Genomic DNA, 14,575 nt, shown 5'->3' with positions numbered 1-14,575 from the left:
GAATCAATAGATCGATAGGGAGGTAAGTTAAATGGCTAAAAAGGCACCAGAAATTGGAGAATATAAATATGGTTTCCGTGACGAGCACAAAGCTATTTTTCAAACTGGCAAAGGTTTGACGCGTGAAGTCGTAACGGAAATTTCCAAAATCAAGAACGAGCCGGAATGGATGCTGGAATTCCGTTTGAAATCACTGGAGCAGTTCGAGAAAATGCCAATGCCTCGCTGGGGCGGCGATCTCGACGAGCTGGATTTCAACGATATCCAGTACTATGTAAGACCTTCCGACAAGCAAGGCAAGACTTGGGAGGAAGTTCCTACTGAGATCAAGGAAACCTTTGATAAATTGGGTATTCCGGAAGCAGAGCAGAAGTTCCTTGCGGGTGTATCCGCACAGTACGAATCCGAAGTTGTTTACCATAACATGCAAAAGGATCTTGAGGATCAAGGCGTTATCTTCATGGATACCGATACAGCTCTCAGAGAGCATCCTGAGATCTTGAGAGAATACTTTGCAACAGTGGTGCCTCCAACGGATAACAAATTCGCTGCACTGAACAGTGCCGTATGGTCTGGCGGAAGCTTCATCTATGTTCCAAAAGGCGTGAAATGTGAAATTCCGCTGCAAGCGTATTTCCGAATCAACTCCGAGAACATGGGCCAATTCGAACGTACGCTGATCATTGCGGACGAGGACAGCTTCGTGCACTACGTAGAAGGATGTACAGCGCCAATCTACAGCACGAACTCGCTTCACAGTGCGGTGGTCGAGATCATCTGTAAAAAGAATGCGCGCGTTCGTTATACAACCATTCAGAACTGGGCGCCGAATATCTACAACCTCGTGACCAAGCGTGCCGTTGCTGAAGAGAATGCAACGATGGAATGGGTGGACGGCAACATCGGTTCCAAGCTGACAATGAAGTATCCTGCTGTTATCCTGAAGGGTCGCGGTGCAAAAGGGATGGTATTGTCCATCGCTGTAGCAGGCAAAGGCCAGCATCAGGATGCGGGAGCCAAAATGATTCACTTGGCACCGGACACGACTTCTACGATCGTATCCAAGTCCATTAGTAAGCATGGCGGTAAAGTAACGTACCGTGGGCTGGCTTCCTTCGGTCGCAATGCAGAAGGCGCGAAAGCCAACATCCAGTGTGATACACTCATCCTCGATAATGAATCGACGTCTGATACGATTCCTTACAATGAGATCAAGAATGACAACATTACGCTGGAGCATGAAGCGACCGTATCCAAGGTGTCCGAGGAACAATTGTTCTACCTCATGAGTCGTGGCCTTAGTGAGTCTGAAGCTACGCAAATGATCGTTATGGGCTTCATCGAGCCATTCACCAAAGAACTTCCGATGGAGTATGCCGTTGAGATGAATCGACTCATCAAGTTTGAGATGGAAGGCAGTATCGGCTAAATAGTTCTTATATACACAGGGGGCAAATCACTCGGGCACGAGTGGTTTGCCCCTTTTTTATGCAGGGGATGCTTGGATTGTTTATATCATGTTGATTCATTGTGACATTTATAGTTGCGTGAGCTCGTCTCGATAGGATACGCCTTTTATTTTGCCAGAAATCAAGAGTGAGATGATGTGAGAAAAGTCACAAAAACGCACGAAAAAACCGCCAGCATACTAGTCTGGCGGTTATATGAGTTATTCATAAGGGGTCTTAGGCGAAAACGCCGGTTACAGAAGAATCTCTTGGATCTCGGTATTATATTCCTTGGAGAGGTCGATGAATCGATCCTCAGTCTTCACGAGCGGACGGAAGTAATCCGAAGGATTGTTCATGACGATACTGCCGGATTCGCCGGTCGTCAGCAGAACCTTTTTACCGATAAAGTTCGGCAGCATCTGCTGGATGAAGGCATGCGTCGGCTTGCCGTTCAGTTTACCGAAACTAAGACGATACAGCTCCCGAAGTACGGTTAACAGCTGCTGCTTGGATTGATAGACCCGGTTGGTTGTCATCGCGCTATATACATCGGCTACAGCGCAAATATGAGAGTATGGATGAATCTGGTCTGCACGGAGCGCTCGTGGATAGCCGGAAGCATCATCCCGTTCATGGTGCTGGAGTGCGACCATAGCGGTGACCTTATCTTCCATGGATTCGGAGATCATCTCGTAACCATAGATGGTATGCAGCTTCACTTTCTCATATTCTTCAGAAGTCAGCTTCCCTGGCTTGTCCAGTATATTCCTTGGAATCTTGCTTTTGCCGATATCATGGAGATAGCCCGCTTTGCCGATTTCATAAGCTTCCTTGTCGGAGTAACCCATCCAATCCGCGATATAGTACGATAACATTCCTACTTGAATGGAGTGCCTGTAGGTATAATCGTCTTTACCATTAAAAAGCAGAAGCAAGGAGACCACATCCGTATGCTCATTCAGAGAGCCGACTAAGGGTTTGAAAACATCATCCACAACGGACTCATTGAATTTACCGGTTTGTGACGCTTCGGTAAATAAGGTGGAGCACCCGTCAAATGCAAGATTGAAATGGGGTTTAACCTTGTTGTATGAATCTGAAATTTCAGATGATGAATCGAGGGATACGGACAGTTTGCGTGGGTTTATTTCTATGTAATCGATACCGTGCTGCAATAGCTTGGATATATCCTCTAAACGAAGGGTTGCTCCTTTTTGTAGAACATGAACGCCGTTTGTGTTGTAAGCATCATCCTGCATTTGATCACCGGGTATCAGGTCCGTGACATGTACTCTCAAATCATTGCACCTCTTGCCCTTATATAAGTAAAAAGATCAAAACTATCTTAGCAAGAAAATTATGGTTTTACAATGTGTAATCATGACTTATTGCCTAACGGTTGGGTCCCAGGGTCCGGTCTGCGGTCCTTTCCATTCCGAACCATCGTCCCAGATCTCCTTTTTCCAGATTGGGACGGATCGCTTCAATTGTTCGATGGCATAACGGCTGGCCTCATAACATGCATTCCGATGCGGGGAGGATACAGCGATAACAACACTGGTTTCTCCAATACCGACCGTACCGATACGGTGGGAAATCGCACATTGCGTGCCGGGCCATTGTCGAAAAATGTCAGCGCATATTTGCTGCATCTCTTTTAGCGCCATCGGGATATATGCTTCATACTCCAGCGTAACCGTTCGCATCTGGCCGGTCATCTCTCGCGTTGTACCTACAAAGGAAAGCGTTGCTCCATGATTATCATCATGAACTTTGGCAATGGTTGCTTCTACGGACAGCTGGTCGTAGGATATAGAGCACTTCCCATCTGCCGAGGACCTGGATCCGGAGTCTTGCGGGGCGGTTCCGTCACCGCCGGACACAGGTGGAATCAGAGCTACCTCGTCACCGCTTTGAATAAGCTGATCCGATAACGCATACTCTTGATTGACCGCGACGAAAGCCGTGGAAATCTGGGATTGGACATCAGGATAAGCCCCGCTAAGAAGCAACTTCAATTCCCCGGCTGTAAGGGGAAAGCCCGGTACGTTAAATGTAAGTGAAGCTGTGCCGATTCGATCAGCTAATCCTGCAAATAATAATATAGAAATGGTTGTTGACATTCTTCATCACCTCGTAATTCTTATGGGCTACAATATACCATATTCTTCGCTAAAATGTTATGCTTGTAAGACCGGAAATTATGGAATAACGAACATGGGGAGGGGGCCGCCAGATGGGGTTAGGAAGCAACAAGCAGAAGCTGACGATATTGTATACCAACGATATTCACAGCCATTTTGAAATGATGAGTAATGTGGCGGCACTTATTTCCCGGGAAAAGGCGGTTGCCGGTGATAAGGCAATTGTGCTGGATATCGGTGATCATATGGACCGGGCATCGGTGGAAACTGAAGGCACGATGGGCCAAGCCAATGTGGATGTCATTAATTTGACAGGATACGACGCCATCACGATTGGCAATAACGAAGGGCTCACCATTTCGTATGATGTTCTGGAGAATGTATACGCCGGACTGCAGTGTCCCGTTGTGTGCTGCAACATAAGCGAGACAAAGAGCGGTAAACCTCCTTCATGGATGAAGCCGCATGTGATCCTGGAACGAGAAGGCATTCGAATCGGGCTCACCGGCGCAACGGCTGCTTTTGCAGGATTTTATCAATTGTTAGGCTGGGAAGCCGGAGATCCGGTGCAGGCTATTGCTGAGCAAGTGCGAGCGCTTCAGGGCCAGTGTGATATCATGATCGTTTTATCCCATTTAGGACTAACGATTGATAAAAGATTAGCAGAAAATGTTGAGGGGATTGATGTTATTCTAGGCGGTCATACCCATCACATCCTTGAGGAGCCTCTGATGATTGGGAAGACTGCCGTGTGCGGTGCAGGCAAGTTCGGACAATACGTAGGTCGCCTTGTCATGCAGCGCGATCATGCAGAAGATCGCTTTACCTGTATAGAGGGAAGTCTGCTGCCCGTGGATAAAAACTTGATGGAACCCATCGTAGAGCAGGCGATCATGAAACACCATGAGCTGGCAAGGGAGAAATTAACGGAGGCCGTAGCCGTTATTGACCGTAGTCTGCCCATTCACTATGAGGAGGAGTCGCCGTTTGCGAACCTGCTGGCTCAGGCAGTGCTGCAGCATACGGATGCTGATTTTTCTATCGTGAACTCGGGGCAGCTGCTAGGACCGCTGCCGGAGGGCGAGATCAGTACCGGAATGCTCCATGGCCTGTGTCCGTCCCCGATTAATCCCTGTGTCGTTAAGCTGCGCGGAGAACATATTTATCAAGCACTTGAGGAAAGCCTGCTCCAGGAGTTCAGCGGGAAGAAGATACTGGGCTTTGGCTTCCGCGGTTATATATTAGGCGGCCTGGCTGTCGATGGCTTGAAGATTCACTATGACAAGAACGGAGAGCCCTATCGCAAGATCACGCATATCTCCATGAAGGGACAACCGCTAGAGCCGCAGCGAGAATACAAGGTGGGAACACTCGACATGTTCACTTTCAAAATCGGATATGAGTCGTTGTCACTTGGCAAGGACACGGTATATATGCTGCCGGAGTTTATTAGAGACTTGCTGCGAAGTGAGCTTTCGAGGCCCGGTTCGCTTGAAGAGTCCATGATTCCACGCTGGTTATCCTGACAATCCCCGACTAACTTCCTTTGGCCGAGCATACATATGAGGAGGACAAAGGTAAGGAGGGGAAGGATCATGGATTTTATCACATCCATTATACTGGGGATTGTGGAAGGACTGACCGAATTCATTCCGGTGTCTTCCACAGGCCATATGATCTTGACGGCTAAGGTGCTCGGTTACGACGATCAAACTCCGATCATGAAGACGTTTGAGGTTGTTATTCAGCTTGGCGCTATTATGGCGATCGCGATTGTTTACTGGAATCGGATTTTGAATCTGCTCGGCTGGAGCCGAAGTGAACCATTGACCAAGAAGATGCATCGAAGACGATTGAATTTGATTCATATCTTTTTGGGGATTGCGCCGGCCCTGCTGGTTGCTTTCTTTGCGAGGGATTTCATCAAGAGCCTGTTCCATGCACAGACCGTGTTGTTTGCACTCGTTGCCGGCGGTATTTTTATGATTTTTGCAGAATGGTACAATAAACATAAAGTTCAAGTGACATCGCATGATTTGGATGACTTGACATATAAACAGGCCTTTCAGATTGGCGTCTACCAGATCATATCCGTATTATGGCCGGGATTTTCCCGTTCGGGATCCACCATCTCCGGGGGGATGCTTAGCGGTGTGAGCTATAAGGCATCGGCCGACTTCTCGTTTATTATCGCAATTCCCATTATGTGTGCTGCATCCGGATATGAATTGCTGGATTCTTATCGATATTTTACTTTAGATACGATCGGTGTATTTCTTGCCGGATTTATCGTTTCGTTTGTTGTCGCTTATTTTGTCGTCTTGGCCTTCATGAAGCTCATACAGAAGATAAGGCTTACTCATTTTGCGATCTACCGTTTTGTTCTCGCTGCCGTTTTTTGGCTGTTTATCATGCATTAAGCAGGAGGAGACACAAGGAGGAGATCCGGCTTCTTCGTATCGTGATCCACTGAAGACTAGACGCTATATCCCACACAAGTTTGAGAATAGCAGAGGAAGTGACGGATTTTGCGTCTTATACCTATCAACGCGTTGAGGCCGGGGATGGTTCTTGGTAAAAGAATATATAATAGCGATGGTTTAATTCTGCTTGCCGAAGGCGTGGAGCTGACAACAGGGCTGATCCGCCGTCTGGGCACGTTGGAACTCGGGTATGTCTATATCGAGGAACCGATGACGGAGGATATCGTGGTTCCGGAGTTGTTGACCGAGGAAACTCGGCTGCACGCGATCCAGTCAATTCGGACGAGCTTCAAGACCCTGGAGAGCCAGGCTGCTCTGAAGGGAAGCTTCCTTCATTTAGGCAAAACGTTCTCTGGAATGATGGAGTCTATTATGGATGAAATATCGGATCATGACGAGTGCATGGTGCTGCTGACCGATATGAATACGAACGATTACAACTTGTATCGTCATTCTCTTAACGTATGTCTGTATTCAACGGTTCTTGGTGTGTCTTACGGGTATAATCGGCAGGATCTGAAGGTGCTGGGCTTGGGGGCATTGCTTCACGATATCGGCAAGACGAGGATATCCCAGAAGCTGCTGAATCATCCAGGACGTTTGAGTGAAGAAGAATTTCGCGAGGTTCAGAAGCATACGGAGATCGGGTTCAAAATATTGAAAGATGAACCCAACATTCCGCTGTTATCAGCGCATTGCGCCTTGTCACATCATGAGCGCCTGGATGGCAGCGGTTATCCCAGAGCCTTGAAAGGATCTGAGATCCATGAATACGCCAAATGGATTGCGATTACGGATTCTTACGACGCGATGACAACACAGCGGGTGTACAAGCCTGCCTTATTGCCGCATCAAGCGGTAGAGGTGATGTATGCAGGCTCGGGAACACTGTATGAACAGTCATTCCTGGCCATGTTTCGGGATCGGGTAGCGATATATCCTCCAGGGATCACCGTGAAATTGCATACGGGTGAGAGTGGAGTGGTATCCAAAATTCACGCACATGTGCCTCATCGCCCCGTTGTCCGCGTATTAACGGATGCCGAAGGCACACCGCTATCTGCACCTTACGAATTGGATTTGTCGGAAACGCTGGCCATTATGATCGCTGGTATCGGACGAGCACCATAGTTCAAACTTACACTTAAGGAGGTTGACTCGTGAGACGTAACAGCCATACAACATTGCTGCATACATGGGGGCGACAGATATATCGCTACCGTAAAGCCATTGTTGTGACCTGGCTTCTTTTGTTTTGCGGGCTGCTTCCGTTTGCGTTTAAGCTGCCGTCCATTCTGCAGCACAACGGGTTTACGCCGAAGGATAGTCCGGCCCAGATCGGGATTGAGAAGCTGGAAGAGGGATTAGGATTGTCGGCAGCCTCATTGGATGTTGTCGTAGTCAGTCAGCACGATGAGAATCTGACGGCAGGCACGGCGCAGAGGCGAATATTGACGGAGCTTGCGCCTTTGCGAGCCCGCCCCTATGTCAGGGATATTTATATGAACATGGCAGCTCATAAGGCAGGCCAGGACCATATCGTATCCGTGACGGTGCTGCTGGATCTGGATTCCACGGAAGCCTTGAAGCAGTTTGAAGAGATTCGAGATTCGGTTCCGGACATCACGGGAGCGGATACTTACATAACAGGGAATACCGCCATCTTCGCCGACATGAACCAAGCCGTCAAAAGCGATATCATCCATGCCGAGATGGTAGGCATTCCAGCAGCTTTGCTCATCCTGGCGGTCGTATTTGGAACATTGACTGCCGCGATTCTGCCATTGTTAGCCGGTGTTGCCAGCGTGGTGGTCACGATGGGAATCCTATATTTCGTCGCTTTGGCCGACGGTTCGATCAGCAATTTCCTTCCGAATGTTGTAACGATGCTGGGGCTGGCCGTGGGTATCGATTATGCTTTGCTGGTCGTAAGCCGCTTCAAAGAAGAGATGCGGGCACGGAGCGGAGATGTGGGAGCTGCCCTGGCTGTCACTTGCGCAACTGCCGGCAAAGCGGTAATGTTCTCCGGTGCGGCTGTGTTGATTGGTTTCGTGGCGATGAGTTTCATAGACCTGCCGATCTTCCGTTCCTTCAGCATAGGGGGCATTACCGTCGTGCTGTTATCGGTGCTGGCCGGTAACACGCTTCTTCCCGCATTATTGGGAATATTGGGCCCGCGTATAGAAACGCTCCCTCTATTCCCTGCCGCATACCGGACGCTTCGGGCACGGCAGACCTCCGGTATGTGGAGAAAGCTCTCCAGATTTGTCATGGCGCATCCTGTAACCATCTCTATCGCAGCGATCGGTTTACTGTTGGTGGCGATTTATCCTGTTAGGCACATGAATATCGCGATCCCCGCAGCCGATGTGCTTCCCCCCGCCTATGAATCCCGTTATGGTCACGACCTGCTCACACAGGCTTATGACGAACGTGATTTGAATTCGATCGTTGTGGCGGTGGAGCTTCCGGCCTCTTATGAGGAGTCGCGCAGCATCGAGCTAATGAAGGCATATACGGATGAAATCAGGATGATGCCGGGTGTGAAGCAGGTAGAGAGTTATCTGAGCATTGGCAGAGGATCGGTAGTGGAAGCATCGAAGTATTTATCCCGCGAAGATATCCGCCAGCAGCTGGAGCAGCATCGTTTTGTAAGGGGGAATATAGCAGCCGTCGCCGTGATCCCAGAATATGGGGAATCCCATGCACTTACAATGCAGCTTGTCCGAGCGTTAAGGACGATGGATACTCATGAGCTGACGACCTATGTCACGGGAAGTCCCGCATACAAACTGGACATCATGGATGCCATCCATCAGAAAATCGCCTATGTTCTGGTTTTTGTATTTGTAGTTACCTATGTCATTCTCCTCCTGGCGTTTCGATCGGTCGTGCTCCCTTTAAAAGCAAGCATAATGAATATGCTCAGCCTCGGCGCCGGACTCGGTATCGTAGTGTGGGTATTTCAAGAGGGGATAGGCGCGCAGTGGCTGGGTGTTTCCTCTACGGGATCTATCTTTGCGCTTTTGCCGATTCTGATATTCTGTGTGGTGTTCGGCATATCGATGGACTATGAAGTTATGATGCTCTCGCGTATGATGGAGAACTATGAACGGACGGGGGACAACGAATTCAGCACAGCTGAAGGTCTGGAGAGCACGGGCGGGTTGATTACAAGCGCTGCCTTAATCCTGGCCGTCGTTGTGGGTGCGTTTGTATTTACGGATAATGAAGTGATGAAAGCAATCGGTTTAGGCCTAACAGCAGCCGTTCTGCTGGATGCTACCGTAATTCGGGTGCTGCTTGTGCCTGCGTTTATGAAGATGATGGGCAAAGCGAATTGGTGGAGTCCAAGGTGGATGTTTCCGGCACACAAACTTACTTCCAAGGAACGCTCAGACAAACCTGGGGAAACCGGATGATTTCCCAGACGAAACAAGCAGAAGCCTTCTGTTTGGGTATGTTATAATCATATAATGGACATTATCAAAGCCGTAGAGTACATAAAGCGTAAGTTGTACTGCATGAATCGGTAATTCAAAGAAATAAGGTGAGAGAACCATGAGTAATACAGCACAGCCATTTCCATCAGCCGTAAGGCCCATTTCGCCGAGTTATGATCCGTGGGATCCGATAACTTCACTGCGCGAGCATGGTCGTCATGTGCTGACCAGTGTGGAAATGACAGTGACGCATCTTTGTAATATGCGCTGTGAGCATTGCGCTGTTGGTGATATGCTTGTCATGAAGGAAGCCCCGATGCTGCCTCTCGATACGATGCTGAAGCGACTGGACGAGGTAGAGCATCTACAGACGATTAGTCTGACGGGTGGAGAACCGGCATTTTTGGGCAAGACGGTGGACAACGTGATTGTTCCCTTGCTCAAGTATGCCAAGGAAAGGGGCATCCGGACCCAGATTAACTCCAATCTGACGCTCGATATTAGTCGGTATGAGAAAATGCTGCCTTATCTGGATGTTATGCATATCTCATTCAATTATTTGAACGGGGATGACTTCTATGAGGTCGGATTTGCAAATAGCGCACGTTCTGTCTCCAAGGAGACGGCATACAAAATGTACGATACGATGCTGGTCAATTCGGAGAAGTTGAGTGCAGCGGGTATGTACATATCCGCTGAATCGATGATTAACTATCGGACGCATACGAAACTCAGCGGCATCCACAAGCTGATCAAGGATATGGGCTGCAAACGGCACGAGGTTCACCCGATGTATGCCTCAAACTTTGCTTCCGCTCTGCCCGTATTGTCCTTGAATGACACGAAAGCTGCCATCCACCATCTGCTCGATGTCCGGGATCGGGACATGTGGATGCTGTTCGGAACGCTGCCCTTCTATGCCTGCAGCTCCGATGATCATGACCAAGAGATCATTCGCCGTCTGCGGCAAGAACCGAACGTAACGGTCCGGAATGATCCGGATGGTCGTAATCGGGTGAATGTGAATTTATTCTCGGGCGATGTGTATGTAACGGATTTTGCTGATATCCCGGCGTTTGGTAATATTAAGGAACAGAAGCTTGACGATATTTTTAATGAATGGACAACGGGACACCCGTTGAATCAAACAGTTAACTGTCACTGCGATGCAGTGAGCTGCTGTGGGCCGAACCTGTTGGTGGCGGACATGTACTACCAGGGTGTGGATTTCAAGTCAAGGCAAGCAAAGACAAACTAGAACTCTAGAAAGAAGGCGTGTCATCATGGCGGAGGAATTTGAGGTCGGGAAACTGATTTTGAATTTGCTCTTGGTTTTCCTGCTCGTTTTGTTGAACGGCGTGTTTGTAGCTGCCGAATTTTCACTGGTGAAAATGCGTCAATCCCGGTTGACCCAGCTCGTTAGCGAAGGGAACCGGCTGGCTGGCATTGCCCTGAAAGTAAATCAGAAGCTGGATGCGTATTTATCCGCAACTCAGCTTGGGATCACCTTAACTTCCCTGGGTCTTGGCTGGATTGGGGAGCCTGCCATTTCAGAATTGCTGGTGGCTCCCATTATGCATAGCATTGGCTTTACGGATGAACGATTGATTAGCACGATATCGGTTGCGGTGGGATTCTGTATTATCACTTTCCTGCATATTGTGTTAGGGGAGCTTGCACCGAAGTCTTTGGCTATTCAGCGGACGGAGGGGACGGCTCTGATTCTGTCGGCGCCGCTGCTCTGGTTTTATCGCATTTTTCTGCCGGTGATCTGGGTTCTGAATGCTTCCGCTAATCGTATTCTGAAGATGGTCGGCATCGAGCCGGCAAGTGAGGCCGAAGCAGCTCACTCCGAGGAAGAGATTCGGATTCTGATGAACGAGAGCGCAAAGAGCGGTGTCATTGACGAGAACGAGATGAAATTAATGGACAACCTGTTCGATTTTTCTGACTTGAGAGCCAGAGAAATTATGCTGCCAAGGACAGACATGGACGTTCTTTTCACCAATTATACATTGGAAGAGAATCTTCAGATCGTCAATGAGACGAAGCATTCCCGTTACCCGGTTGCAACGGACAACAAAGACCGCATTATCGGGTTTGTCCACATTACCGATCTCTTGCTGGCGGAGCCTGATAAGCAGCGTGATCTGGCTTCCTTGATGAGACCAATTATGGATGTATCGGAATCGACGGAGATCAGCGAGGTGCTGCGGAAGATGCAGGCAAGACATGAGCAGCTTGCGCTCGTGGTGGACGAATATGGAGGGACGGCCGGTATCCTGACAGCTGAGAAGATTCTGGAAGAGATTGTTGGGGACCTGTACGATGAATTTGAAGATGAGCGGCCTGAAATTGAAGTGTATGATGAGTACTTTTCAGTGGATGGGCGGATGCTCATTGAAGAAGTGAATGATTTGACCGGCTTGATGATTGAAGAGCATAACGTGGATTCCATTGGCGGTTGGCTATTCAAGGAGCTTGAAGGGAACCCGGCTGTTGGGAAGAAAACCACCTTTGACGGGGTGGTCTTTGAGGTAGAGGAGTCTACACGATTGCGTGTAACTCGCATCATGATTCATCAGAAGCTCGAGAGCAGCTTCACCTAGAACTAGCAAGACTCTATTTGTTAGGAAGTGGATTATGTCGATTAAGCAGCTCATATTTGTCGGTCTCGGCCTCCTGTTACTGTACGGAATGTTTACCGTTGGAGCTCCGTTCTTGTTGGCCATCGTGATTGCTATTGCATTGGAGCCGTTAAATCGGCTCTTAATGAAAAGACTTCGGTTGAATCGCATCGCGGCCGCAACGGTGACAAGCACGCTATTCCTTCTTTTGATGCTGCTGTTGGCTTATTTGATCGGTCTGCAAGTGTTTAACCAGCTCGTCGAATATTGGAGCCGGGCTCCGCAATATTTTGACGGGGCTAACCAATTCCTTCAGCATACGATTATTCAAGCGCAAGACATGCTGAACGGCATTTCGCCGGGGCTTGCCGACAGTCTTACCGAATTCATGTCGAATATTTCTTCCTATATACGGTCGCTTGTCAATTCGGTATCATCGACATTTTTGTCCTTTGCCAAAACGCTGCCGAACCTGTTCGTCACGTTCATTGTATTCTGTGTAGCGGTGTTCCTGTTCGCTTTCAGCCTCGATACGATGCGTGAGAAAGTGTTGTCGCTGTTCGATGAGACATCACAGTCGCAGGTGAACGAAGTGCTGATCAGCCTGAAAAAATCAATTTTCGGCTTTTTACGGGCACAACTGATTCTCAGCCTGTTTACGTACGTGATCACGCTGCTCGGCTTGCTGGTATTAGGCGTTAACTATCCGCTTGCCATCGCTCTGCTTGTCACCATTGTCGACATTCTGCCGATTCTGGGTGTAGGTTCCGTCTTGATACCATGGTCCATCTACCTGCTTGCAGTAGGCGATATTTTTACAGGGGTTGGCTTGATCTTCATGTTCATTCTGATTACGGTAATCCGCCGCGTGCTGGAACCGAAGGTCATAGGGGATGCCGTCGGAATCGGCGCATTGCCTGCTCTGGTCAGCATGTATATCGGATTTAAACTGGTGGGTGTGATCGGATTTTTTATCGGCCCTTTGGTCGTTATTATCTATTCCGCTATGCGTAAAGCCGGCTTGTTCCAAATCAAAATTAAATTTTGAGGACAACTCAACGAGAATCCTTTTCCCGGAAATATTCCAGGGGAGAGGTTTTTTTTGTCAATTTGCAGTTCATTTTCTGGGCGGAAGACATATGTTAAATACGAAGAGTCCTTGATAACGACGGATCGTAACGATAAGGAGGAATACCTGTTGAAGGAAAATCCAGAGGTGCGCGTATACCCGGTATTTCATTCGCCATTTGATCCATGCCCTCCCAAGCTCTACAGATCGTATGTGGTACCTGTTAACCAGTATGTGGTGTTTCAACCGGCAGGACTGCCGCAGTTCAGCCCTGCCGAGGCGCTGAGACACGGAACGTTATGGCCATCCTTGTATAGCCCGTATACCTCGCGAAAATTTAAAGGAGAGTGATCGGCGGTGAATGAAGCCACACCCCAGGTTGGAGATCTGAAATATTACGAAATGCTGGAGCAGCTGCAGGCATTGGATTTTGTCCTGGTGGAGCTGAATCTGTATTTAGACACCCATCCGGATGATCTCAAGAGCATCGAGCAGTTCAATAAATTGACGCAGGAAAGGACCGTGCTCGCGAAGCAATTTCAAGAGCTGTATGGGCCGCTGCAAAATTTTGGCCGTGCTTATTCCAGATATCCGTTTGAATGGGCCCAGGGGCCTTGGCCTTGGCAGGTTTAACGGTGACGGTGTTGGCAAGCGGGCTGCTGCCCTCTTCACCACCTGCATGCAGCCCTCATGAAGAGGAAAAGCGAGAACAAGGAGGCGGAAGATCTCATGTGGGTATATGAAAAAAAGCTTCAGTATCCGGTACGCGTAAGTAAATGTGATCCAAGGATGGCGAAGTTCTTGATTGAGCAGTACGGTGGGGCTGATGGGGAGCTAGCGGCAGCACTCCGCTACTTGAATCAGCGGTATACCATTCCTGACAAGGTCATCGGATTGTTGAACGATATTGGAACAGAGGAATTTGCACACCTTGAGATGATCGCCACCATGGTGTTTAAATTGACGAAAGATGCAACGGTTTCGGAGATGGAGGCTGCCGGATTGGGTGCGCATTATGCCAATCATGATCATGCGCTGTATTATGAGAATGCCGGCGGGGTCCCTTGGACAGCAACCTATATTCAAGCTAAAGGCGATCCGCTTGCGGATTTGTATGAGGACATTGCGGCAGAAGAGAAAGCGCGCGCTACATATCAATGGCTCATCGATTTGACGGATGATGTGGATTTGCAGGACAGTCTTAAATTTTTGAGGGAACGCGAAATTATTCATGCCATCCGCTTCAGGGAAGCGGTGGAGATTATTAAGGATGATCGGGCAACGAAAAAAATATTCTAAGGGAGAGGAGATCGTTTCGACATACGAATGTATAACAAATGACAGACCCGGTCGATATC

13 protein-coding genes are annotated in these 14,575 nt (G+C 48.7%); 11 read left to right on the top strand and 2 right to left on the bottom strand.

What is annotated here, in order from left to right; all coding sequences use genetic code 11:
• Positions 1-31: 31 nt before the first annotated feature.
• Positions 32-1,429, top strand: coding sequence for a Fe-S cluster assembly protein SufB (sufB, locus tag AB4124_RS02595; protein WP_076324367.1), 1,398 nt, complete (start codon positions 32-34; stop codon positions 1,427-1,429).
• A 273-nt stretch (positions 1,430-1,702) separates the two neighbouring features.
• Here the strand turns inward: sufB and AB4124_RS02590 are convergent, their stop codons facing one another.
• Both AB4124_RS02590 and moaD read right to left on the bottom strand, forming a co-directional pair.
• Positions 1,703-2,749: an HD-GYP domain-containing protein gene (locus AB4124_RS02590; protein ID WP_076324366.1), complete on the bottom strand. Its 1,047-nt coding sequence runs from the start codon at positions 2,747-2,749 to the stop codon at positions 1,703-1,705.
• Positions 2,750-2,836: 87 nt separating this feature from the next.
• Positions 2,837-3,574: a molybdopterin converting factor subunit 1 gene (moaD, locus tag AB4124_RS02585; RefSeq protein ID WP_339267303.1), complete on the bottom strand. Its 738-nt coding sequence runs from the start codon at positions 3,572-3,574 to the stop codon at positions 2,837-2,839.
• A gap of 113 nt (positions 3,575-3,687) precedes the next feature.
• Between moaD and AB4124_RS02580 the strand changes: the two genes are divergently transcribed.
• From AB4124_RS02580 to AB4124_RS02535, 10 genes are all read left to right on the top strand, one after another.
• Positions 3,688-5,121 (top strand): bifunctional metallophosphatase/5'-nucleotidase, encoded by a 1,434-nt coding sequence (locus AB4124_RS02580; protein WP_441970977.1) that lies wholly within the window; start codon positions 3,688-3,690, stop codon positions 5,119-5,121.
• A gap of 69 nt (positions 5,122-5,190) precedes the next feature.
• Complete coding sequence (locus AB4124_RS02575) at positions 5,191-6,015, top strand: undecaprenyl-diphosphate phosphatase (protein WP_076324363.1); 825 nt, start codon at positions 5,191-5,193, stop codon at positions 6,013-6,015.
• A gap of 108 nt (positions 6,016-6,123) precedes the next feature.
• Entirely contained in the window at positions 6,124-7,209 is a 1,086-nt protein-coding gene (locus AB4124_RS02570) for an HD-GYP domain-containing protein (protein ID WP_441970975.1), read from the top strand.
• 29 nt (positions 7,210-7,238) lie between these two features.
• Entirely contained in the window at positions 7,239-9,500 is a 2,262-nt protein-coding gene (locus AB4124_RS02565; RefSeq protein WP_441970973.1) for an MMPL family transporter, read from the top strand.
• Positions 9,501-9,639: 139 nt separating this feature from the next.
• Positions 9,640-10,779: a radical SAM/CxCxxxxC motif protein YfkAB gene (gene yfkAB, locus AB4124_RS02560; RefSeq protein ID WP_076324360.1), complete on the top strand. Its 1,140-nt coding sequence runs from the start codon at positions 9,640-9,642 to the stop codon at positions 10,777-10,779.
• A 25-nt stretch (positions 10,780-10,804) separates the two neighbouring features.
• Positions 10,805-12,130: a hemolysin family protein gene (locus AB4124_RS02555; protein ID WP_441970971.1), complete on the top strand. Its 1,326-nt coding sequence runs from the start codon at positions 10,805-10,807 to the stop codon at positions 12,128-12,130.
• Between the two features lie 34 nt (positions 12,131-12,164).
• Entirely contained in the window at positions 12,165-13,196 is a 1,032-nt protein-coding gene (ytvI, locus tag AB4124_RS02550; RefSeq protein WP_379406174.1) for a sporulation integral membrane protein YtvI, read from the top strand.
• Positions 13,197-13,346: 150 nt separating this feature from the next.
• A complete protein-coding gene (locus AB4124_RS02545; RefSeq protein ID WP_213643601.1) occupies positions 13,347-13,568 on the top strand; it encodes a spore coat associated protein CotJA in 222 nt (73 codons plus the stop codon).
• Between the two features lie 6 nt (positions 13,569-13,574).
• Positions 13,575-13,850 carry a spore coat protein CotJB gene (locus AB4124_RS02540; RefSeq protein WP_280530285.1) on the top strand — a complete coding sequence of 92 codons (276 nt, stop codon included), beginning with the start codon at positions 13,575-13,577 and terminating at the stop codon, positions 13,848-13,850.
• Positions 13,851-13,946: 96 nt separating this feature from the next.
• Positions 13,947-14,516, top strand: coding sequence for a manganese catalase family protein (locus AB4124_RS02535; RefSeq protein WP_430106120.1), 570 nt, complete (start codon positions 13,947-13,949; stop codon positions 14,514-14,516).
• Positions 14,517-14,575: the final 59 nt, after the last annotated feature.

Origin of the sequence: Paenibacillus sp. 2KB_20 (genome assembly GCF_052115765.1) — a bacterium.
In the GTDB taxonomy this organism is placed as follows: Bacteria; Bacillota; Bacilli; order Paenibacillales; family Paenibacillaceae; genus Paenibacillus_AQ.
Note: the sequence above shows the minus strand (reverse complement) of the source record. Positions and strands in the feature narration are given on the sequence as shown.

Bases quoted from the DNA above. Each gene is read 5' to 3' on its own strand.
- sufB (WP_076324367.1), top strand. From the start codon at position 32: ATGGCTAAAAAGGCACCAGAAATTGGAGAATATAAATATGGTTTCCGT.
- moaD (WP_339267303.1), bottom strand. From the start codon at position 3,574: ATGTCAACAACCATTTCTATATTATTATTTGCAGGATTAGCTGATCGA.
- AB4124_RS02580 (WP_441970977.1), top strand. From the start codon at position 3,688: ATGGGGTTAGGAAGCAACAAGCAGAAGCTGACGATATTGTATACCAAC.
- AB4124_RS02575 (WP_076324363.1), top strand. From the start codon at position 5,191: ATGGATTTTATCACATCCATTATACTGGGGATTGTGGAAGGACTGACC.
- yfkAB (WP_076324360.1), top strand. From the start codon at position 9,640: ATGAGTAATACAGCACAGCCATTTCCATCAGCCGTAAGGCCCATTTCG.
- AB4124_RS02555 (WP_441970971.1), top strand. From the start codon at position 10,805: ATGGCGGAGGAATTTGAGGTCGGGAAACTGATTTTGAATTTGCTCTTG.
- ytvI (WP_379406174.1), top strand. From the start codon at position 12,165: ATGTCGATTAAGCAGCTCATATTTGTCGGTCTCGGCCTCCTGTTACTG.
- AB4124_RS02535 (WP_430106120.1), top strand. From the start codon at position 13,947: ATGTGGGTATATGAAAAAAAGCTTCAGTATCCGGTACGCGTAAGTAAA.